Genomic DNA, 20,021 nt, shown 5'->3' with positions numbered 1-20,021 from the left:
CCCTTCCGAATTGTTCGGAAGGGGGTTTTAGTCATTTATATGAAGTTTTTAATTAAGATTGAGATCTGCCGCTGATTTGTTGTTCACCCATACGAACAAGTCTTTTTGTTATTTCTCCTCCAACAGATCCGTTTGCACGAGCTGTTGTTTCAGCACCAAGTTGTACTCCAAACTCAGTAGAAATTTCGTATTTCATTTGATTGATTGCTTCTGCTGCACCTGGAGCAACCAATTGATTAGATGAGTTATTATTTGAGCTATTTTGAGCCATGATGTTAATCTCCTTTTAAAAAAATGATTTATTTGGCTGGGTCAGTCGGATTTGAACCGACATACAGGAGATTATCGTATGGAATCTCCTTAGCCCTAAACGGCTTGACCCATTGATGTGATTGCGTCTTTCTACTAGCTAGTATGGAAGGTCACACTTTAATTTATACATAGATATAAAAAGGTAAAAGCTGGAGCAGATATTCTTCACAGGGTTATATGGAAGCAGGAAAATATTATCTGGTTTCCATGAACATAAAAAATCTCATGAGTGAAACGATAAGGAAAAGAAAAGGTTTGGAGAGGATAATATGGAATGCCCTTTATGCAATGGTCTAACTTCTATAGAATACTTATGTAAAAATTGCGATATAAATATGGAGGATTTTGGGAAGGTGATGGATTACTATGACGACTATAGTGCATATCTGGAGACCAATATACAAAAACAAACGGACGGAGATCCTCAATCAGTAAGACAGAATACATGCAAGCATCTTTTATCCTGCAGTCAATGTGGCAACGACGAGGTAGTATCCATTAATGAAATGTATATTTGAGAATAATCATAATTCCTGAATACTGACTTAAAGCTATAGCAGGAAACAAGAAGCCAAGATCCCGAAAGATTTGGCTTTTAGTTTTAATCATTAATTGAATTATGGTCTAATTCTTAATTCAGTGTCTTTATCAAAGAAGTGTGATTTGTTGATATCTAATCCTAATTTAATGGTATCCATTGGACTGATATCAGAACGGGAATCGATACGCGCTACGATGGATTGACCTTCAATTTGAGTATAGAGCATCGTTTCAGCACCCATTAATTCTGATACTTCAATTATGCAGCTGACTGTAGTTTCTGGGGATGCATCCATGAATATAGGTTCATCATGGATATCCTCAGGACGAATACCAAGGACAACATCTTTACCTACATAGCCTTGTTTACGCAAATAGCTTAATTTACCTTCAGGTACGGCGATGCGAGTGCTGCCGGTTACAAAGTATCCATCTTCTAATTTCCCATTAATAAAGTTCATGGCAGGAGATCCGATAAACCCACCTACAAAGATGTTTTCTGGATTTTCATAAACGTCTTTCGGTGCACCAACTTGTTGGATGAAGCCGTCTTTCATAACTACCAGACGAGTAGCCATTGTCATTGCTTCTGTTTGGTCATGTGTTACATAAATTGTAGTTGTATTTAATCTTTGATGAAGCTTAGCGATTTCAGCACGCATTTGTACGCGCAATTTAGCATCCAGGTTAGACAAAGGCTCATCCATAAGGAAAACTTTTGCGTCACGAACGATGGCACGGCCCAATGCAACACGCTGACGTTGACCGCCGGAAAGAGCTTTTGGTTTACGATTTAAATATTCCTCGAGACCAAGAATACGTGCTGCATCTTTAACGCGGCGATCGATTTCAGCTTTATCAAATTTACGAAGCTTTAATCCAAAGGCCATATTATCATATACACTCATATGAGGATATAATGCATAGTTTTGGAAAACCATTGCAATATCACGGTCTTTTGGAGGTACATCATTCACGCGTTTATCATCAATATAGAAGTCACCTTTAGAGATTTCCTCTAATCCGGCAATCATACGTAGAGTTGTGGATTTGCCACATCCAGATGGACCTACGAAAACGATAAACTCTTTATCTTTTATGTGTAAATTAAAATCGGTTACGGCAGTTACCTTATTATCATAAACTTTATAAATATTTTCTAATTTTAACTCAGCCATCTTTAAATGTCCTCCTTGATAACTATGTATTAATGAAACCCTTTTCACAAATAATTTTACTAGTCTAATAGTTAAAAATATATGTTCAATTTGCACAAAGATAATGATTAGGAAATGGGCGGGTTGCACTTATTGATCATTTGTATTCTCCAGTAAACGGATAGCTAAATAGGCACATAAGCTGTCTTCAAATTTTCGAACATCCAGATTGGTGATTTCATAAAATTTATCAAGGCGATATTTTAGGCTGTTACGGTGAAGAAAAAGCTGTTTAGCAGCAACGGTTGCATTGGCGTTAGCTTCAATGTAAATCATAATAGTTTTGAGTAGGTCTTTTTCATTTTTTAATGTGCCAAGTAGATTTTTGGCTAGAGTTATACATAAAGTTTGATTTTTACCTAGTAATAAAAGGTCCAAAAAAGCTGAAGAAAAAGTAATAACTTTATCTTTTGAGTTATACAAACGTATGGTTTTAAAGCAAGTATCTTCTGAAGCGAAATACGTAGTGATCTCATTAGAAAGCGGATAATTATTTCCTATAAATAAACGAAAATGAGTGTATAAATCGCTTTCAAGGGTATGAATGACAGCGTTAAAATCTTGATTTGTGAGCAAGGCAGATTTGGTGTTTTCTATAATGACTCCACTGGATGGGTCCTTCCAGCAAATAACTGGGTCATGAAAAAAGCCATTTATAGCATCGGAGAAGTCTGTAATATTAATATCATTGTTTGGAAGATTATAATGAATAAAGCGGTATGACCCATCTTCAATTTTCGGCAATGGTGCAGTATCCTGTTGGTATAAAAGTTTGTGCCAAAAGATTTGCTGGGCAGATCTATTTAGTTTTTCAGTATGAAGCAAAAAGGGTTCTAAAAAAATATTTAATAGAGCCAATTGATCAGATGATACAGACCTTTTTGGAATACCGATATATTGATTCGCATTTTCTATGTACCAATAATAGGATTGATCCTCCAACGGATATGAAACACGGATTGCGTTGGGAAAGAGTATCAGTAAGTCAGTGTTCATGAGTAATCCTCCAAATAATTTGTATCATAGTCTATTGATTATCATATACATGATAAAGCATCAATTCGTGTACTCTGGATTCTAATTCTGCTTGAGCATGGTCAGATGGTTGTGTTTCTATCCAGGTAATAGAACCATCTTTATGGTAAACTCCTTTATACCGTTTTTTTTCAAAGTAGAAGGAAAACTTCCAACCAGGTATTTTTTCTGTTTCATATAATGATTTCCATTCAAAATGATTAATCAATAGATTGCACCTCAAATCTAAATTTAATAGCAATAATCATAATTATACACTTTAAATAAGCATTTATATCCAATTACAACCTCGTATAAGGAAAGCTAGCATCAAAATCTTCGAAAAATGGACACCGATGGTTGCAATTTAATAGTAGAAAAGACTAAACTATTTCTTACAAACAGGAAGTTTTAAAAAGGAGCTACTTATGGGTACATTTATAACGATTATCACAGTAGTTGTAGTAGGGGCCTTAATAGGCGGTATTACAAACGCCTTAGCCATAAAAATGCTATTCCACCCCTATGAGGCTATTTATATCTTTGGTAAACGCTTGCCATTTACGCCTGGATTAATACCGAAAAGACGAGACGAATTGGCCGAGCAGATGGGTAGGATGGTTGTAGAACACTTAATCACACCAGAGAGTATTAAAAATAAATTACTTACTGGTACTGTCAAAGTTGAAGCTAAGAGAATTGGAGAAAATATATTAGATAAAACAATTTTTTCTGAGATCTCTATAGAAAAGGCGCTTGAAAAAGCTGGATTGGCCGACATTCCGGATTTACTCGTAAGAAAAATTGAATCTCATTCAACCAATTGGTTAGAGGATTGGTACTTGCAGCATAAAAATAAACCATTAGCAACCTTTATACCAGCAAGTGTTGAGGAGAAAATAGAGAATAAAATACCGGATGTTTCTCATTATATCTTGGATAAAGGAATTGCTTTTTTTGCCAGCAATCAAGGTAAGGAAAGACTTCAAAAAATGGCAGATGATTTCATGAGGGAACGGGGAAAACTCGGTGGAATTATGCAGATGCTATTAGGAAATGTAAATCTTGGCGAGAAACTTCAGCCGGAGATTATTAAATTTCTCTCAAATCCTGGTACTAGGGATACGCTGACACAACTCCTGCATAGTGAGTGGCATAAAATAAAACACAAGCAGATTTCTGATGTGGAGGAATTCTATTCATTGGATGAAATGAGAAATTTACTGCATAAAGGAATCATAACCGGCTATAAAAAAGTGGATTTATCTAATCTGACACTTAATCAGATAACTGGTGAATGGAGTGAGACCATCAAGGGAAGATTGCTGCCAAATATTATTGAAGAGATTGCAGCGATTTTAATTGAAAAAGTACCAAGCATAATGGAAAAATTGAAGCTAAAGGAAATTGTCCGTGATCAGGTTGCATCTTTTCCAGTAACTCGTCTGGAAGAAATGGTACTGTCCATCACAAAAAGTGAATTGAAAATGATTACGTATTTAGGAGCCTTATTAGGAGGCTTGATTGGAGTCTTCCAGGGAATCTTTATGATTTTGATGAATTAAAACCATTCTGATAAACATACAATGGATGTATAATGCTTTTGATAATGGTATAGTAAGAGAGACTTCAGTGTAATAGAAAACAGGAGGTATATGATGTCAGTTAATTTATATGATTTAGCGTATACAGTAGAAAAAGGAATACGTGAAAGTGCGGAATATCAAGAACTAAAGAATCAATACAATGCAATAATGGCTGATGAGCAAGCAAGAACGATGTTTAACAATTTCAGAGATATTCAGCTAAATCTTCAGCAAAAACAAATGATGGGTCAGGAAATTACTGAAGAAGAAGTAATGCAGGCTCAAAAAACTGTTGCGCTTGTGCAACAACATGAAGCGATTTCTAAATTAATGGATGCTGAACAAAAAATGAGCGTCATCCTTACAGATCTGAATCGTATTATTACAAAACCATTGGAAGACTTGTACGGAACACAATCCTAAGCATATAAGGAATCGATTAGTGTCGAAGCTTCTCTGCCAGTTAGATTTATTTAATTGGTGAAAGGGAGCTCAGGGCGCTAAATCGGTTCTTTTTTTCTTTATAACTGTTCTATTTCTGCCAAAATCCTCATACAGAATGTATATGGGCATCATGAAAGGTGGGTTGGACATCATGGTATATAAACTGTTAATGATTAATATGGATGGTGCACTATTATCTTCAAAAGGAAAACTCCATACTCTTACAAGAGAATCAATTGAATACGTTGCTAAAAAGGGAGTAGAAGTAGCTCTGATAACCTCTGAAAATTATGACTATACACAGAGAACAGGAAAAGCTCTTAGATGTAATCCGCATATTATTGCGCATCAGGGTGGCTTTATTTTGGAGAATCTTCATAATCCTATTTTTGTTAAGCGAATATCTGAGAACACTACCCTCGATATCGTTCGTTTTTTAGAAAAATTAAGTGGTCATATCCGCTTAATTCATGAGGATATGACAATCGGAAATAGAATGGATCTGCCAACACCGCTCTTTGCAAGAATCAAATGGACACCGGGAGAGAGCAATATATATGCCCAGCAATTTGTAGATTCTCTTGATGAGTATTTACGCACGCATCCGATGTCGCCATTGCAAATTGATATATATATGGATAAAAAACAGGACAGAATCGATGCAAAGTCAGGTCTTGAAGCGATGTTTGAAAACGTAATGATCCAGGAAAGTCATCCGAATAAGCTTGTGATTTTACCAGAACAGGTGACTAAAGAGAAGGCTTTTAACTACTTATTAAAAAACAGGGGTATATCAGCAAATGAAGTGGTCTTAATTGGCAGCGATCAAGATGAATCAGAGCTGGTAAGAAATGTGGGACTTGGTGTAGCTGTGGCAAATGCTGATGCAGCCGTAAAGCGATCAGCCAAATGGATTACTCGCAGTAATGATGAACTGGGTGTGGCCTATCTCATTAAAGAGGTATTCAGAAGACAGCATCCAATTGGATTCTTAAAAAAGATGAATATCAAAACTGATTAAATAGGTGTTGAAGGTGTTCTTTATACCACCTACAAAAGGATGGCTCCTCTTGAGTTATCCTTTTTTGGGGGATCGGTAATAAATATTGTCGGTTTAGGGTTTCGTTATGATGATAAAGGAGCTATTTAGGGCTTTTCAGCTTAACTTCGTAACTTCGCAATAATCTAGCCAAACTTCGCCATAATCCAGCCGATTCAGCTGATAATCCAGCCAAACTCCGTAATAATCCAGTCGGTTCAAACAATAATCCAGCCAAACACCTAAATTGGGGGTCCATTCCTTTACTCTTTTGATGGAATTCAGATTCGGCTTCTAGGAACTCAAGTCATCAGTTAATACTCAGCGGAGGCCTGCAGGATTTAGTTCACAATGATCTTTCTACGCGATGTGGTGCTTCATAGTCTTTGCTCAATAGGACCCTTCCTATCAGTACTCCTCTTATGCTTGTCGCTCCTTGACAGTCGCCTAAGCTTTTTTTTATTGGCTGAATAGCCTCATTCCCAAATAGTCATGATAAGGAAGACATGTTTTATTTGTGATTGACCACTGTCATGATGTTCAGTAAACTGATATGGATTGAATTTTTGAAAAGGGGATAGGCATGCGTATTTTAGTAAATGGCATTGAGGATGAAAGGCTGCATAGGCCCTTATCTTTAATTGCGGACTTATTTTTTGAAGAGGCAACATTGCTTAACAACGATGAATCACCATCAGATTTATCAATTACATTAAAACAAGAAATGATTAATCATACATTATATACAAAAGCGATATTAGAGGATTCTTTATCTAATAAAGTACATGAATCCACATTTGAAAGAGATGTCATGAACCAGACAGATGAAAAGGCTCTTTTTAAACAAAAAAAGCATTCCTATTCCTATGTTTTTTTAAAGGTTTTAGAACAACATACAGGAATGATTCAGAAATGGGGATTGTTGACAGGTGTTCGTCCCACGAAATTGTGGCATCAATATGTGAAAAAGAAGATAGATGCATCTGTTGCCAAGAGAGAGCTGCGGGCTTCCTATTCCATTACAGACGAGAAATTAAATTTGCTGGAGGAAATTGCTGGCCGTCAATTAGAAGTCATTCCAGATTTATATGATTTGAGTAGGGAAGTGAGCATTTATATTGGAATTCCTTTCTGCCCTACTAAATGCGCCTATTGTACATTCCCCGCTTATGCAATTAATGGACGTCAGGGAAATGTAACATCCTTTTTAGGTGGACTGCATTATGAAATGCGAGAAATCGGTAAATGGCTGAAGGAAAATCATATGAAAATTACGACCATCTACTTTGGCGGCGGTACACCGACAAGTATATCAGCTGAAGAAATGGACATCCTTTACGAGGAACTATATGAATCATTCCCTGATATCAAACATGTGCGGGAAATTACGGTGGAAGCCGGTCGGCCGGATACGATTACACCGGAAAAATTGAAGGTCTTAAAAAAATGGAATATTGATCGAATCAGTATTAATCCACAGTCCTATACACAGGAAACATTGAAGGCGATTGGGCGACATCACACGGTAGAGGAAACAATTGAAAAATATAAACTGGCTAAAGAGGCCGGTATGAATAATGTGAATATGGATTTAATTATTGGGCTTCCGGGTGAAGGTGTCACTGAATTAAAGAATAGTTTACACGAAACAGAAAAATTGATGCCGGAATCATTGACTGTTCATACGTTATCCTTTAAACGTGCTTCTGAAATGACGAGAAATAAAATGCGCTATAAGGTTGCGGACCGTACGGAAGTAGAAAAAATGATGAATGAAGCTGAAAATTGGACTGCAGCTCATGGATACCATCCATACTATTTATACAGGCAAAAGAACATTTTAGGTAACCTTGAGAATGTCGGATATTCATTGCCTGGAATGGAGAGTTTGTATAATATCCTGATTATGGAGGAGCAGCAAACGATCATAGGACTTGGATGTGGGGCAGCAAGTAAATTCATTGATCCTGATACAGGAAAAATCACGCACTTTGCCAATCCAAAAGATCCAAAATCCTATAATGATAGTTATGAGCATTATACAACTAAAAAAATTGATTACTTAAAAGAATTATTTTTACGCTGATTAACAAACCGAGTTCTCATGTAGATGGAGGACTCGGTTAATTTTTTCGCTAAATATACAAATAATTCTAATAAGTTACACCTTTTTTGTGTTAAAACGCTTACACAAACCTTTATAATAAATATATATCAAATTTGAAAGGGGATTTTGCCAGTGAAACCTGCCTCTATTATCAAGAGCGTGCTTGTGCAAAAGGAAGGCACTGTCGCTACCGTGTCATTAAACCGTCCTGAAGTATTAAATGCTCTTAATAAAGAGATGCTTGTTGAATTAAACAAGGAATTAAAAGCATTGAGTCTTGATGAGGAAATTACAATTATTATTCTTAAAGGAAATGGCAATGGTTTTTGCTCAGGCGGCGATATTAAATCAATGTTTAATTTGGGCAGTGAAAAAGATTTTTATGGAATAATGGATTGTATCAACGAACTAGCCATGGCCATGTATACGATGCCGAAATTAACAATTGCAGCAGTTCACGGGGCAGCAGCGGGACTTGGATTCAGCCTTGCCTTGGCCACTGACTGCATTATTGCAGAGCAGGAGAGTAAATTAGCCATGAATTTCATTGGGATTGGCTTGATTCCTGATGGCGGAGGACACTTCTTTCTAGAGAGAAGACTGGGAGAATTAAAAGCTCAGGAAGTAATCTGGGAAGGTAAAGTGATGAGCGCTGAGCAGGCATCAGAAATTGGATTGGTTGATCTGGTAACAACGAATAGCCTTGAGAATGAGGTTCAGAAAAAGGTAAAAGAATGGCAGGCAAAACCAATTTTGTCTATGATCCGGACAAAGAAAATTCTTGCTGAAACAAATCGTCCTAAGCTATTGAAGATGCTTGAATTGGAGAAATACTCGCAGTATGTGATGAGACAAACAGAGGATCATGAAGAGGGTATCAAGGCGTTTGTTGAGAAAAGGAAGCCTAATTTTAAAGGGAAATAAAAAGGTTTGTATGATTCCGTTATAAACGGATCATACAAACCTTTTCTTATCTATGGAATAATAGTAGCTTGCCAAGCGGTGAGGTGAACCGATGTGTCTTTTCTTCGTAATCTTTTTCAGCTAACAGCTTTTGTCCCAATTCTTTGGCGCTTTCATCATTCTCTGCCTGAATCGATTCTTCTAAAATCTTTTCACCATCTGCTTCAAACACGGTTAATTTATAGATTTTCATCTTTATTCCTCCTAAATTCAGCTGATCAGCAGTTGATATTATTTTCGCATAAGAAGACAAAATTTGTAAAGTTTAGAATTACCTTTCAATTTATCAGGTGGATATATTAGAATATATATAGACATAAAAATTGGAAAAAGGGGGAAATGCTTTTGACACTACTGGTAAATAACGTAGTAAAACAATTTGGAGAATTTACAGCAGTAAATCATCTTTCACTTGATGTGGAAGAGGGAACGATGTTTGGTATGCTCGGGGCAAACGGGGCTGGTAAGACTACTACTTTCAGAATGATTCTTGGTTTATTGGACCCTACAGAAGGGAGCATTAGTTGGAAGGGAAGGAAAATTGACTATTCCACAAGCTCGATGATCGGTTATCTTCCTGAAGAGCGAGGGTTGTATCCAAAGATTAAAACGGGTGAACAATTAATTTATCTGGCTCGTTTGCGAGGGATGAACAAATCTGATGCAATGCAAGAAGCAAAAGTCTGGTTGGATCGCTTTAATGTCCCGGAATATTTCGATAAAAGAGTTGGTGACCTTTCTAAAGGAAATCAACAAAAAATACAATTTATTGCGTCTGTTATACATAAGCCAGAATTGTTAATTTTGGATGAACCATTTAGCGGTTTGGACCCTGTAAATGTTGAATTATTAAAAAAAGCGGTTCATGATTTAAGAAAAAACGGAACAACTATCGTCTTTTCCAGCCACCGTATGGAACACGTAGAGGAATTATGTGAACAGCTTTGCATACTTAAGCAAGGAGAGGCAGTCGTTAATGGTTCACTAAAGGATATCAAACGTTCCTATGGCAAAAAGAATATAGTGATACATGCTGATTTTGATCTTAAATTCCTGACGGATTATCCTGGTGTGACAAAAGCAGTGGAAGTAACGCAAGGAATTCATTTGCAAATTGCGGATGAGAAAAATGCTGAATTAATCTTACAGGATACAGTTAAGCGTGGTTTCATACGTAAATTCGAATTGGAAGAACCATCCTTGAAGGATATCTTTATTGAAAAGGTTGGTGCTCAATATGAATAAGTTTTGGATTATGACATTTCAGACGTATATATCAAAGGTTAAAAGTAAGTCATTTGTCATTTCGACTGCAGTTATTTTATTAATGGTTCTCGCTTTTACGAATTTGGATCGAATTATCGGTTTGTTTGATGAAGGTGATACAACAATTGGAATCGTGGAAAATTCAGGTGATTTCTATGCCGCACTGGAAAAGCAGCTTGATAGTAGTGGTAGCGAATTAAGCCTGAAAACATATAAATCTGAAACTGAAGTAAAGAAAGCTGAAGAAGAGGGAGAATTGGAAGGATATTTATTGCTTGAAGAGCAAGACGGTATTCCAATAGGTGTCTATAAGGCCCAATCCATCGCCAATTCAAATGAAAGTACAGAAATTCAAAATGCTTTGCAGCAAATACAAACAAGTATTCTAACAAAGCAGGTTAACATAACAGATGAGCAGCTGGCAGCTATCTACAAGCCCGTTTCCTTTGAAGTCGTCCCATTAAATAATCAGGCTAAATCAGAGGAAGAGCTTAATCAGGCCCGCGGCCTAGTCTATGTGATGATCTTTGTCATTTATTTCTCTGTTATTGTGTATGCCGGTATGATTGCCAACGAAGTGGCCATTGAAAAATCATCACGTGTGATGGAGATCTTAATTTCAAGTGTGTCACCAATTCAGCAAATGTTCGCGAAAATCACTGGAATTGCTCTGCTGACATTGACACAGCTTGCCATATTTGTGCTGGTTGGATATTTATCATTTAAAAGCAGCAGTGGGATGGGAGAAATTTTCGAGGCTTTTGGCTTTGACAATATGAAAGCGAAGACGATTGTTTATGCGGTTATATTTACCTTCTTAGGTTATTTATTATATGCCACAATGGCAGCGTTTCTTGGTTCCTTAGTAAGTAAGATTGAAGACTTGCAACAAATGATCATGCCAATGACCATGCTGGTTATCCTGGCTTTCATGCTTGCCATGACCGGGCTTGGCAATCCGGAAGCAACCTTTATAAAGGTGTCATCCTATATTCCGTTCTTCACACCTATGCTTATGTTTATGCGTATAGGGATGCTTGAGATATCCAATATCGAAATTGCGATAAGCATTGGTATTCTGCTTGTGACGATTGGATTATTAGCCTATTTTGGAGCTAAAGTCTATAAAGGCGGAGTTTTAATGTATGGAAATTCAAGTTCATTTAAAGATATTAAAAAAGCACTGGATTTAACAAACAGCAATAAGTAAACAAAGACTCACTTCCGAAAATGGGAAGTGAGTTTTTTGTGGTTCTTAGCAGTATGTTTAATTTTCCTAAATAAAAATCCTTTGCAATCCCCTGGCTGATTACGGGGAGGTCATATTTATCTAATTGTATTTGTATATGAGATAATTAAATTTACGTTTTTTTTGATTAAAAGAACAATCGTTTGTAGTAAAATGGCATGGAAGGAGTGTGGTACAGTGCGAGGCGTAAAATTTATACATGCAGCTGATCTGCATTTGGGCAGCGTTTTTTCAGGATTTCAGCATATGCATAGTGCCATTTATGACAAAATAAAAAACAGTGGATATTCAGCATTAACAAGGCTAGTGGACACAGCAATTCAGGAAAGAATTGATTTTGTTATTTTTGCTGGAGATATTTATGATAATGAAGAACGAAACTTGAAGGCACAATTGAAATTTAAGGCTGAAATGGAAAGATTGGAAAACTATTCGATTCCTGTCTATATAATTCATGGAAATCATGATTACATGAATGGGAATTACTTTGATATAAGCTTACCAGCCAATGTACATCAGTTTGGACGCGAAGTAGAAGTTAAACAATTTATTAAAGAAAATGATGCAACTGTCGTAAATCTATATGGATTCAGTTATGATAAGCGCCATATACATGATCGGGTTATTCAGGAGTATAAAAAGGCGGACGATGGTGATTATCATATTGGTATATTACACGGTAATTTAGATGGAGAGAGTGCTCATGGAAACTATGCTCCTTTTACCAGAAGTGAACTGCTTAGTAAGCAATTTGACTACTGGGCTCTGGGGCATATCCATAAACGAATGGAAATTCTGCAGGATCCACCAGCCATTTATCCAGGATGCTTGCAGGGGAGAAATAAAAAAGAGACAGGTGAAAAAGGGTTCTATATAGTCTCCATGTCAGGGTCAGATACTTCTTTAGAATTTGTACCTGTATCGACCGTTGAATGGAAAACGGAAACCATTCAGGCAGATCATATTTCATCTGTAAACGAACTTATAGCTGAACTAGATAAAATAAAAGAGGGTGCGTATGAGCCAGATAAGTCTATTCTGCTGAATATCATGATCGATGCATCTGATTGCAAAATGAATCCTGAATGGCTATTTGTAGATATGGATTATTTACTTGAAGGTCTTCAGGATGAGGAGATGGATGATATTTCTGTATGGATCCATTCCTGTACACTGATTCCACCCCGCTATGCAAGCGGAGGCGGAGAGCTGTCTGATACATTTATAGATGAACTTTTGAGGACAACTGCCAATATGAATTCTGAACAGTATCTGAAATACGGGGAAGCTCTCTTTACTCATTCTACGGCAAGGAAATATATAGAGCCATGGGAGGAAAACGAGTGGCAGCAAATCTTGGACGAGGCAACGCTTGAATTAGTAAAGCGCTTGAATCGTTAAAAATGAGGAGAAAATGCTTTGATTATAAAGAAAATACATATATATGGATTTGGTAAATTTGTAGACTACAAACAAGAATTAACATCAGATATAAATGTATTCTACGGAGAAAATGAGGCTGGTAAATCAACGATTTTTTCCTTTATCCATGCCATGTTATTTGGATTCCCTGCTAAGAACCAAACAACAGCCTCCTACGAACCGTCGGGGAGCAGCCGGTATGGTGGAAAACTGGTTATTGAGCTCCCTGAAATAGGTGAAATAACGATTGAAAGAGTTAAAGGGCACCAGGGTACAGAATGTGGAGTTTATAACAGGTTTGGGAGATTAGGGGGAGAGGAGAAAATAAAAGAATGGTTGAAGGGAGTCGACCGAAGCTTCTATGAATCTATATACTCCTTTAATCTAGACGGCTTACAGGATATTTATCGTCTGGAAGAAGATCAATTGGGCAAATATCTCTTTTTTGCTGGCATGAGTGGCAGTGAGAGGCTTTGGGAGATGGAAGCAGGCTTGCAAAAGCAAATGGACAGTCTCTTTAAGCCAGGTGGAAAGAAGCCCATCCTGAATCAAAAGCTGGCTGAATTAAAGCAAAGCTCCCAGGCAATTCAAAAAGCAAGGGAGAAAGAGAAAAGCTATAATACCTTTTTGAGCGAAGAAAGGGAATTAATTAAAGAAATTTCGCTAACTCAAGAACAAATAGAGCGGATAAAAACGAACTTGATTCATTTAAAGGATTGGAAGAGACTGCTGCCTTCCATTCAGGAGCTTGCTGCCATTGAAACGCGCCTATCAGAATTAAAAGAATCTCCTTTTCCGGTAAATGGGATGGGGCGCATGGAAAAGATAGAGGCTGAAAGGTCGGCAAAGGAAACATTCCTGCAAACTCAGTTAAATAAATTGAAAGTACTCCAGAATGAAAAGGATTCCCTCCATGTCAATGAACAGTGGCTGGCAAGTGGGGAAAGGGTACGTCAAGCTGAGCTTTATAGTGATAAATTGATCATCCTACTCGAAGAAATCAGGACTCAATCGATTGAATTAGAGCATATAGAGGATAAAATCATTAAGCTTCAGGGAGATTTACATACACAATTTGACCCTGGTATGGTTGAAGATTTTGATACAAGTATCTTTCGGAAAGAGGAAATTAAACAGATAGAATTAGAGAAGCATACACTTACCAAGAAGAAGATGGAGCTTGATGCTCAGCTTGAAAAAGAACGAGTCAAATTGGAACAAATCGAGCAAATCATTGAAATTTATGAGAGAAAATTGTTGCCTGACAATGAAAGAGATAGGCTTAAAAGAGTAGTAGAGCAGTATGAACATGCTGACAAGGCAGCACATGAAGAAAAGTCAGCCAAGGAAGTCATCCAGCGATTAAAGCAACGAAGGAATCAAGCATTGGAATCAGAGAAAAAGGGTAAGAAAAAACAGACAGTTATTCTGGGCTCTGTCTCTTTGGCTTCCATTTTGGCGGTTCTATTATTAATTTTAGGAGGACAGCTTGGTGTTGCATTGATTGTAGCGGTTGTCGGTATTGTACTCGTTATATATTTAAATTCAATGAATGGTAATCAACTGCAATCTGATGAATTAGCGAAAGAAATTAACTATTATGAGGAAATCGTAAAAAATTCATCTTCGATTTCAATTGATGAACAAAGCTATAGAATGCAAAAAAGTATGCTTGAAGAGGATACAGCAAATCGAGAAAAATATAAGCTGGAATCACTGCGCAAAGAGCAACAGGAAGCAATATTTGACAGTTTAATTGATTCCTTTGAAGAATGGGAAAAAGAGCTGGCGCTTTGTAAACATAAATTGATTATGCTTGGAAATGAATGGTCATTGCCTAATGAGGTATCATGTACGATGCTTTCAGATGCTTTTGAGCGAATTGAACAAATTAAAAACCTTATGTTGGAGAAAAGCAAGCTCATTTCATTGCTTGCTTATACAGAGGAAAAAAAGAATGAGTATATCCGCTATATAGGGGAGCTTTCAGAGGAATTTGGTGTTACCGGCACTCAAAGCATTGAGCAAATAAACTATACAATTGTCCAGAAGTACAAAGAGAATGAATTGGTCAATAGGCAAAAAAATAATATGCTCGAAAAAATACAGGAGCTCGAGGAAGAAATTATACCTTTAAAGGACTTGTGCAGACAGCTAAATCAAGAAAAGCAGCAATTGCTTCAGGAAGCTGAGTGTCATGAAGTGGAAAGGTTCTATCAGCGCGGTAGAGATGCCGAAGAAAGAAGTCAGCTCAGCATGGCAAGGAGACAATTGATTGGGCAGCTGGGACGTTATGCGGACCTCAATCAGTACCATTCTGTTACAGACTTGATTTTAAAGGAAAGAATTGAGGAGAATGAGGGTGAGCAGTCTTCCTATGAATCGACATTAAATCGGTTACGAAAAAGACTTGCAGAGGTAAAATACGAGATAAATAGGCTTGAGGAGGATGGAACAGTAGAGGCGTTGCTTCATGACCATCAGCTACTAAAACAGGAATTTCAAGTGTTGGCTAAGAAGTGGACAACATTCAGCCTTATGAAGGGGACTCTGGCTGAGTCTATAACGACGTATAAAGAAGAAAAACTGCCTGCAATTATTGAACAAGCTAATGAGTATCTACGTAAACTTACAAATGGAAGATATGAAAAAATCCTATTTTCAGAAAATGGTGAGGGACTCTCTTTACTGGACCATAAGGGATTAGAGGTTCACTCGAAAAATTTGAGCAGAGGGACAGCAGAACTTACTTATGTATCTATCAGGCTTGCTTTAGCGGGTACGATTGATGGAAGAAAAGAATGGCCACTGATCATGGATGACACGTTTGTCAATTTTGATGATAAGCGAACGGAAAGAATGATTTCTCTATTAAAGCATATTAGTAAAGAGGGGAATCAGGTTCTCTTTTTTACCTGCCATGATCATATTGCTGCAATGTTTAATGGGCAGAATATCATCCGATTAACAAGATGATTTTTAAATATTAATTTGCCTTCGCATGATATAATAAATATTGGAATGGACCGGGGAGGGATATACATGAAGGGAATTGCCCATCATGAAGTTGGAGATACGATAGATCTTCATCTATTCATAAAGAATGCTATAAAAGGAACAGCAAGTAATGGAAAACCTTTTTTATCGTTAATTTTCCAGGATAAAAGCGGAGAAATAGAAGCAAAGCTTTGGGATGTAAAACCTGAGGATGAACAGCTGTATATGCCGGAAGCAATCGTACGGGTAACAGGAGATATACAAAATTATAAAGGTAAGCTTCAGCTTCGAATTCGATCGATTCGCCTGAAGTACGATAATGAGACGGTCAATATTGCTGATTTATTGCCGACTGCTCCTCTTGGAAAAAATGAGATGTCTGAAACGATTACAAAATATATATTCGAGATGACGAATCCTAATATACAGCGGATTACGAGACATTTGGTTAAAAAATATTTTAATGAGTTTTTGGAATATCCTGCTGCCACGAAAAATCACCATGAATTTTTCTCTGGTCTGGCATACCATGTTGTTTCGATGTTAAACTTAGCAAAATCAATTGCTGAGCTATACCCATCATTGAATAAAGATTTATTATATGCGGGAGTCATCCTTCATGATCTAGGTAAAGTGAAGGAATTATCAGGACCAATTGCGACCACTTACACAGTGGAAGGCAATTTGCTTGGCCATATTTCAATTATGGTGAATGAAATCGGTAAAGCTGCTGATGAATTGAATATTCAGGGGGAAGAAGTTCTTATTCTTCAGCATATCGTTTTGAGCCATCATGGAAAAGCGGAATGGGGCAGCCCAAAACCGCCATTGGTTAAAGAGGCAGAGGTTCTGCATTATATTGATAATTTGGATGCGAAAATGAATATGATGGATCGTGCGCTTGATAGGGTAAAACCGGGAGAATTTACAGAGCGAATCTTCCCTCTCGATAATCGCAGCCTGTATAAACCGAATATTAAATAATTATCGATTCTAAAATATGCTTTCCGTTAAGTGGAAAGCATATTTTTTTTTAACAAGCATATAGTTTTAAAAAGGATGCTTAATCCTTAAGGAGGGGGAAGACAAGCTTGTCAATTTTTATTGGAGTAATCATAGCTGGTATCTTCTTAAGTGCTTTTATGACCATAAAATCAATCAGGGAAGAGCAAAAAGTGGATGAATCGTGGATTGAACAGGAGGGGAATGTTTATATAGAAAGAATGGAAGAAGAAAAAAGAAAAAGAGCAATGGCACAATAAAAACTCGACCAAACCGGTCGAGTTTTCTGTTTCACCTATTAGAATGCATCTTTTAAATCTTTATCTTTTACTTCAACATCAGCATCATCAATCACTTTTTGAATAGCTTCCTGAGCTTTTGCAGAATCTAGTTTGGTCATTTTAACATTTCTAGTTACTTCATCTTTGGATTTCTCAAAAGAAGGATTGTCATTTTCTTTCTTCTCAGTAACTTGAATGATATGGAATCCATGCTCAGTTTGTACAGGATCAGAAATTTTATTGACTTCAAGGCCGTATGCTGCATCTTCAAATGCAGTTACCATTTGTCCAACCCCAAACCAGCCAAGGTCCCCGCCTTTATCCTTGTTCGCTGTATCCTGTGAATATTCCTTTGCTAAATCCTCGAATTTTTCACCTTTATCAAGCTTAGCCTTTACTTCTTTCGCTGTTTCCTCATCTGCTACAAGAATATGGCGAGCTTTTAAGTCGATTTTATATTTGTTATTATAGTAATCCTTAAGTTCTTTATCCGTTACTTTAATTGTATCAAGAGCGGCTTTTTCCTGTAAAAGATTGAATTTCACAGATTCTTTAAAAGCTTTTTCATCCTTAAAGCCAGACTGTGCTAAAGCTGCTTCAAAATTTTCGCCAAGATTTTCTTTAGCTTCTTCAACCTGTTTATTCACTTCTTTATCTGTTACTTTATATTTATCAGAGAGAACTTTTTTATATACGAGTTCTTTTACTGCCTGATCCCCGTATTGATCTTTTAGTTGTTGATAAAGCTCCTCTTTAGTAACATTTCCTGCTTTTGTTTCTACCACTGCTTCATCAGATTCATTATTGCAGGCTGCAAGACTGACAAGTAAAGCTGCTGATGCCAACGTAATTAACCATTTCTTCATCCATTACACTCCTTTTAGCGTGTTGCCAAGTAAAAAGTATTTCATAACAAGCCTAACTATAACACAAAAATTCTGTTAAAAAAAGGATAAGCACAAATGTTGTTTGATAATTATAATAATTGGAACAATCTTACTCATAATCTAACAGAGTTTTCAGTGGAATATCATGTGTTTTCAAGTCTGTTTAGAGTCTTCGATAAAAATCATTTAATTAAGCAAAAGGCCCATTCATTTTTGTGGAAATTGAATATGATACGGTAGCAGCTCAAAAGGAGGTGTGATCATGAGTCAAGGATTTGGTGGAGGATTTGCTTTCATCGTAGTTCTGTTTATTTTACTCGTGATTGTTGGTGCGTCATATGTGTACTAACTAAGTAAGTATGTAACTGAAGGGAGGATACAACATGTCTGGTGGATACGGCGGAGGTTTCGCTTTATTAGTAGTATTATTTATCTTGTTGGTTATCATTGGAGCATCTTGGATTAACTAATTCAAGATTTGCGAAAGATTGCCACACGAATGTGGCCATGAGTGCCAATTGGGCGTATGCAAGCTGATATCATGTATATTCTCAGAGAATATGGAGAAGAATTCAGACATCTGCAAAATCCTCTAAAAGGTCACTTATGTTCTATAGGTTGAACGAAAGACGAGTGTGAGTAACACTCGTCTTTTATATGGTGTAAAATATTTCAATATAAGTAGAGATTAACAGGATGGTAATAAGGATATTGATCGTCCGAAAAAATTTGGCCTGTTTAGCTTCCGGTATTTCCTTTTTTGTACAGAAGCTATCTGATATTTTATTGATATAATACAAAATGAAAAGTGCAAATAATGAAAACCAAATGAGAGGTATCATCCTGTTATCCTCCTTGACGCTAGTATCTCTCTAACATTATCAAAAAAGTATCAATTTTGTAAAGAATATGAATCTTATAATATTAATTAACACGGGAAATAAGAGGGAAAGAAACGAGGGATTTACGAAATATTGTGATTAAATACACAAGCCCATTCAAGATAAAAGCGGAGGTATGAAAGATTAGTGTCCGCTTTTATCTACTATTATTGAATGGGCTCTTTTTGATTTTCAATTTTTTCAAGAATTCCATTTTCGTCTGTGAATTCATTCTCCAGATTAGCAAATGATTTTTCGAATATATTCATAAAGTCGTCACCATAGATATTTTTAACAATTGCCATCATTTCCATCATATCAGGGAATTTTCCGTATAAGTCTTTTAAGGGTTGAGCACCTAGATAGACGGAGTTCTTGGATGAATCGAATACGCTTACGATTTCAAGCAATAGTTCGTTACCTTCATTTGTAAGCTCAATATAGGTGTTACGTTTGTCATTTTCCTTTTTTGAAAATTGAAGAAGACCACGTTCTTCCAGTTTTTTTGAAAAGTTAAAGGCTGTAGACACATGCATAACACCGAACTTGGCCACATCAGATATGGATGCTCCCTTAAGATGATAAGCAATCCAAAGAATATGATGTTCATTGATATTTAAATTATAGGGTTTAATCCACTGCTGCCAGTCTTTTTCAATTGCTTTCCAGAGAGCTTTGCTAAGCTGAGCAACCCGCTGGGTAAATAACATGGCTTCTTTGATGGAATTTAAATTTTCAGTCATAATACGCTCACCTACTTTTCTCAATTTATCTTACTGATTTATTATCCTTATAAAATATTAAATAACAAAAA

Annotated in this window: 23 protein-coding genes; 14 read left to right on the top strand and 9 right to left on the bottom strand. The window is 36.7% G+C overall.

The window, feature by feature from the left end; genetic code table 11:
* Positions 1–52: 52 nt before the first annotated feature.
* A complete protein-coding gene (locus AC4D4A_RS09030) occupies positions 53–271 on the bottom strand; it encodes an alpha/beta-type small acid-soluble spore protein (protein ID WP_490995585.1) in 219 nt (72 codons plus the stop codon).
* Between the two features lie 394 nt (positions 272–665).
* Here AC4D4A_RS09030 and AC4D4A_RS09025 point away from each other — a divergent pair, with 394 nt between their 5' ends.
* On the top strand, positions 666–830 hold the full coding sequence (locus tag AC4D4A_RS09025) for a hypothetical protein (RefSeq protein WP_490995584.1): 165 nt from the start codon (positions 666–668) through the stop codon (positions 828–830).
* Positions 831–929: 99 nt separating this feature from the next.
* On the opposite strand, the gene AC4D4A_RS09020 is transcribed toward AC4D4A_RS09025, so the two are convergent.
* From AC4D4A_RS09020 to AC4D4A_RS09010, 3 genes are all read right to left on the bottom strand, one after another.
* Positions 930–2,030 carry an ABC transporter ATP-binding protein gene (locus AC4D4A_RS09020; protein ID WP_490995583.1) on the bottom strand — a complete coding sequence of 367 codons (1,101 nt, stop codon included), beginning with the start codon at positions 2,028–2,030 and terminating at the stop codon, positions 930–932.
* Between the two features lie 129 nt (positions 2,031–2,159).
* Positions 2,160–3,065, bottom strand: coding sequence for a PucR family transcriptional regulator (locus tag AC4D4A_RS09015; RefSeq protein ID WP_490995582.1), 906 nt, complete (start codon positions 3,063–3,065; stop codon positions 2,160–2,162).
* Positions 3,066–3,096: 31 nt separating this feature from the next.
* A complete protein-coding gene (locus AC4D4A_RS09010) occupies positions 3,097–3,312 on the bottom strand; it encodes a YheE family protein (protein WP_490995581.1) in 216 nt (71 codons plus the stop codon).
* A gap of 199 nt (positions 3,313–3,511) precedes the next feature.
* Between AC4D4A_RS09010 and AC4D4A_RS09005 the strand changes: the two genes are divergently transcribed.
* The 3 genes from AC4D4A_RS09005 to AC4D4A_RS08995 all read left to right on the top strand — a co-directional run bounded on the left by AC4D4A_RS09005 (position 3,512) and on the right by AC4D4A_RS08995 (position 6,134).
* On the top strand, positions 3,512–4,648 hold the full coding sequence (locus AC4D4A_RS09005) for a DUF445 domain-containing protein (RefSeq protein ID WP_490995580.1): 1,137 nt from the start codon (positions 3,512–3,514) through the stop codon (positions 4,646–4,648).
* Between the two features lie 93 nt (positions 4,649–4,741).
* On the top strand, positions 4,742–5,092 hold the full coding sequence (locus tag AC4D4A_RS09000; RefSeq protein ID WP_066101929.1) for a YlbF/YmcA family competence regulator: 351 nt from the start codon (positions 4,742–4,744) through the stop codon (positions 5,090–5,092).
* Between the two features lie 172 nt (positions 5,093–5,264).
* Positions 5,265–6,134: an HAD hydrolase family protein gene (locus AC4D4A_RS08995; protein ID WP_490995579.1), complete on the top strand. Its 870-nt coding sequence runs from the start codon at positions 5,265–5,267 to the stop codon at positions 6,132–6,134.
* A gap of 121 nt (positions 6,135–6,255) precedes the next feature.
* On the opposite strand, the gene AC4D4A_RS08990 is transcribed toward AC4D4A_RS08995, so the two are convergent.
* A complete protein-coding gene (locus tag AC4D4A_RS08990) occupies positions 6,256–6,411 on the bottom strand; it encodes a hypothetical protein (protein ID WP_490995578.1) in 156 nt (51 codons plus the stop codon).
* Positions 6,412–6,735: 324 nt separating this feature from the next.
* Between AC4D4A_RS08990 and AC4D4A_RS08985 the strand changes: the two genes are divergently transcribed.
* Positions 6,736–8,238, top strand: a complete 1,503-nt coding sequence (locus AC4D4A_RS08985; RefSeq protein ID WP_490995577.1) for a coproporphyrinogen III oxidase — start codon at positions 6,736–6,738, stop codon at positions 8,236–8,238.
* A 153-nt stretch (positions 8,239–8,391) separates the two neighbouring features.
* The gene (locus AC4D4A_RS08980) at positions 8,392–9,183 is read left to right on the top strand and encodes an enoyl-CoA hydratase (RefSeq protein ID WP_490995576.1); all 792 of its coding nucleotides are present in this window, start codon (positions 8,392–8,394) and stop codon (positions 9,181–9,183) included.
* A 46-nt stretch (positions 9,184–9,229) separates the two neighbouring features.
* Here the strand turns inward: AC4D4A_RS08980 and AC4D4A_RS08975 are convergent, their stop codons facing one another.
* Positions 9,230–9,415, bottom strand: coding sequence for a YhzD family protein (locus tag AC4D4A_RS08975; RefSeq protein ID WP_490995575.1), 186 nt, complete (start codon positions 9,413–9,415; stop codon positions 9,230–9,232).
* 152 nt (positions 9,416–9,567) lie between these two features.
* Here AC4D4A_RS08975 and AC4D4A_RS08970 point away from each other — a divergent pair, with 152 nt between their 5' ends.
* From AC4D4A_RS08970 to AC4D4A_RS08945, 6 genes are all read left to right on the top strand, one after another.
* Positions 9,568–10,467: an ABC transporter ATP-binding protein gene (locus AC4D4A_RS08970; RefSeq protein WP_490995574.1), complete on the top strand. Its 900-nt coding sequence runs from the start codon at positions 9,568–9,570 to the stop codon at positions 10,465–10,467.
* Positions 10,460–11,698 carry an ABC transporter permease gene (locus AC4D4A_RS08965; protein ID WP_490995573.1) on the top strand — a complete coding sequence of 413 codons (1,239 nt, stop codon included), beginning with the start codon at positions 10,460–10,462 and terminating at the stop codon, positions 11,696–11,698. Before AC4D4A_RS08970 ends, AC4D4A_RS08965 begins: the two co-directional genes overlap by 8 nt.
* Before the next feature lie 216 nt (positions 11,699–11,914).
* Positions 11,915–13,138, top strand: a complete 1,224-nt coding sequence (locus AC4D4A_RS08960) for a metallophosphoesterase family protein (protein WP_490995572.1) — start codon at positions 11,915–11,917, stop codon at positions 13,136–13,138.
* Positions 13,139–13,156: 18 nt separating this feature from the next.
* A complete protein-coding gene (locus AC4D4A_RS08955; protein ID WP_490995571.1) occupies positions 13,157–16,135 on the top strand; it encodes an ATP-binding protein in 2,979 nt (992 codons plus the stop codon).
* Between the two features lie 66 nt (positions 16,136–16,201).
* Positions 16,202–17,140, top strand: coding sequence for a 3'-5' exoribonuclease YhaM (gene yhaM / locus AC4D4A_RS08950; RefSeq protein ID WP_066101894.1), 939 nt, complete (start codon positions 16,202–16,204; stop codon positions 17,138–17,140).
* Positions 17,141–17,247: 107 nt separating this feature from the next.
* Positions 17,248–17,418, top strand: coding sequence for a sporulation YhaL family protein (locus AC4D4A_RS08945; RefSeq protein ID WP_490995570.1), 171 nt, complete (start codon positions 17,248–17,250; stop codon positions 17,416–17,418).
* A gap of 38 nt (positions 17,419–17,456) precedes the next feature.
* Here the strand turns inward: AC4D4A_RS08945 and AC4D4A_RS08940 are convergent, their stop codons facing one another.
* Complete coding sequence (locus AC4D4A_RS08940) at positions 17,457–18,305, bottom strand: peptidylprolyl isomerase (protein ID WP_490995569.1); 849 nt, start codon at positions 18,303–18,305, stop codon at positions 17,457–17,459.
* 283 nt (positions 18,306–18,588) lie between these two features.
* Here AC4D4A_RS08940 and AC4D4A_RS08935 point away from each other — a divergent pair, with 283 nt between their 5' ends.
* Both AC4D4A_RS08935 and AC4D4A_RS08930 read left to right on the top strand, forming a co-directional pair.
* Positions 18,589–18,675, top strand: a complete 87-nt coding sequence (locus tag AC4D4A_RS08935; RefSeq protein WP_066101885.1) for a YjcZ family sporulation protein — start codon at positions 18,589–18,591, stop codon at positions 18,673–18,675.
* Between the two features lie 34 nt (positions 18,676–18,709).
* Positions 18,710–18,796: a YjcZ family sporulation protein gene (locus tag AC4D4A_RS08930; protein WP_066101882.1), complete on the top strand. Its 87-nt coding sequence runs from the start codon at positions 18,710–18,712 to the stop codon at positions 18,794–18,796.
* A gap of 183 nt (positions 18,797–18,979) precedes the next feature.
* Here the strand turns inward: AC4D4A_RS08930 and AC4D4A_RS08925 are convergent, their stop codons facing one another.
* Positions 18,980–19,168, bottom strand: a complete 189-nt coding sequence (locus AC4D4A_RS08925) for a hypothetical protein (protein WP_490995568.1) — start codon at positions 19,166–19,168, stop codon at positions 18,980–18,982.
* Between the two features lie 206 nt (positions 19,169–19,374).
* A complete protein-coding gene (locus AC4D4A_RS08920) occupies positions 19,375–19,950 on the bottom strand; it encodes an HTH-type transcriptional regulator Hpr (protein WP_490995567.1) in 576 nt (191 codons plus the stop codon).
* Between the last annotated feature and the right edge of the window lie 71 nt (positions 19,951–20,021).

Source organism: Pradoshia sp. Z5_111 (assembly GCF_058267535.1).
This window is presented reverse-complemented; position numbering and strand designations above follow the sequence as displayed.

Bases quoted from the DNA above. Each gene is read 5' to 3' on its own strand.
- AC4D4A_RS09030 (WP_490995585.1), bottom strand. From the start codon at position 271: ATGGCTCAAAATAGCTCAAATAATAACTCATCTAATCAATTGGTTGCT.
- AC4D4A_RS09020 (WP_490995583.1), bottom strand. From the start codon at position 2,030: ATGGCTGAGTTAAAATTAGAAAATATTTATAAAGTTTATGATAATAAG.
- AC4D4A_RS09015 (WP_490995582.1), bottom strand. From the start codon at position 3,065: ATGAACACTGACTTACTGATACTCTTTCCCAACGCAATCCGTGTTTCA.
- AC4D4A_RS09005 (WP_490995580.1), top strand. From the start codon at position 3,512: ATGGGTACATTTATAACGATTATCACAGTAGTTGTAGTAGGGGCCTTA.
- AC4D4A_RS09000 (WP_066101929.1), top strand. From the start codon at position 4,742: ATGTCAGTTAATTTATATGATTTAGCGTATACAGTAGAAAAAGGAATA.
- AC4D4A_RS08995 (WP_490995579.1), top strand. From the start codon at position 5,265: ATGGTATATAAACTGTTAATGATTAATATGGATGGTGCACTATTATCT.
- AC4D4A_RS08990 (WP_490995578.1), bottom strand. From the start codon at position 6,411: ATGGACCCCCAATTTAGGTGTTTGGCTGGATTATTGTTTGAACCGACT.
- AC4D4A_RS08985 (WP_490995577.1), top strand. From the start codon at position 6,736: ATGCGTATTTTAGTAAATGGCATTGAGGATGAAAGGCTGCATAGGCCC.
- AC4D4A_RS08975 (WP_490995575.1), bottom strand. From the start codon at position 9,415: ATGAAAATCTATAAATTAACCGTGTTTGAAGCAGATGGTGAAAAGATT.
- AC4D4A_RS08965 (WP_490995573.1), top strand. From the start codon at position 10,460: ATGAATAAGTTTTGGATTATGACATTTCAGACGTATATATCAAAGGTT.
- yhaM (WP_066101894.1), top strand. From the start codon at position 16,202: ATGAAGGGAATTGCCCATCATGAAGTTGGAGATACGATAGATCTTCAT.
- AC4D4A_RS08940 (WP_490995569.1), bottom strand. From the start codon at position 18,305: ATGAAGAAATGGTTAATTACGTTGGCATCAGCAGCTTTACTTGTCAGT.
- AC4D4A_RS08935 (WP_066101885.1), top strand. From the start codon at position 18,589: ATGAGTCAAGGATTTGGTGGAGGATTTGCTTTCATCGTAGTTCTGTTT.
- AC4D4A_RS08930 (WP_066101882.1), top strand. From the start codon at position 18,710: ATGTCTGGTGGATACGGCGGAGGTTTCGCTTTATTAGTAGTATTATTT.
- AC4D4A_RS08925 (WP_490995568.1), bottom strand. From the start codon at position 19,168: ATGATACCTCTCATTTGGTTTTCATTATTTGCACTTTTCATTTTGTAT.
- AC4D4A_RS08920 (WP_490995567.1), bottom strand. From the start codon at position 19,950: ATGACTGAAAATTTAAATTCCATCAAAGAAGCCATGTTATTTACCCAG.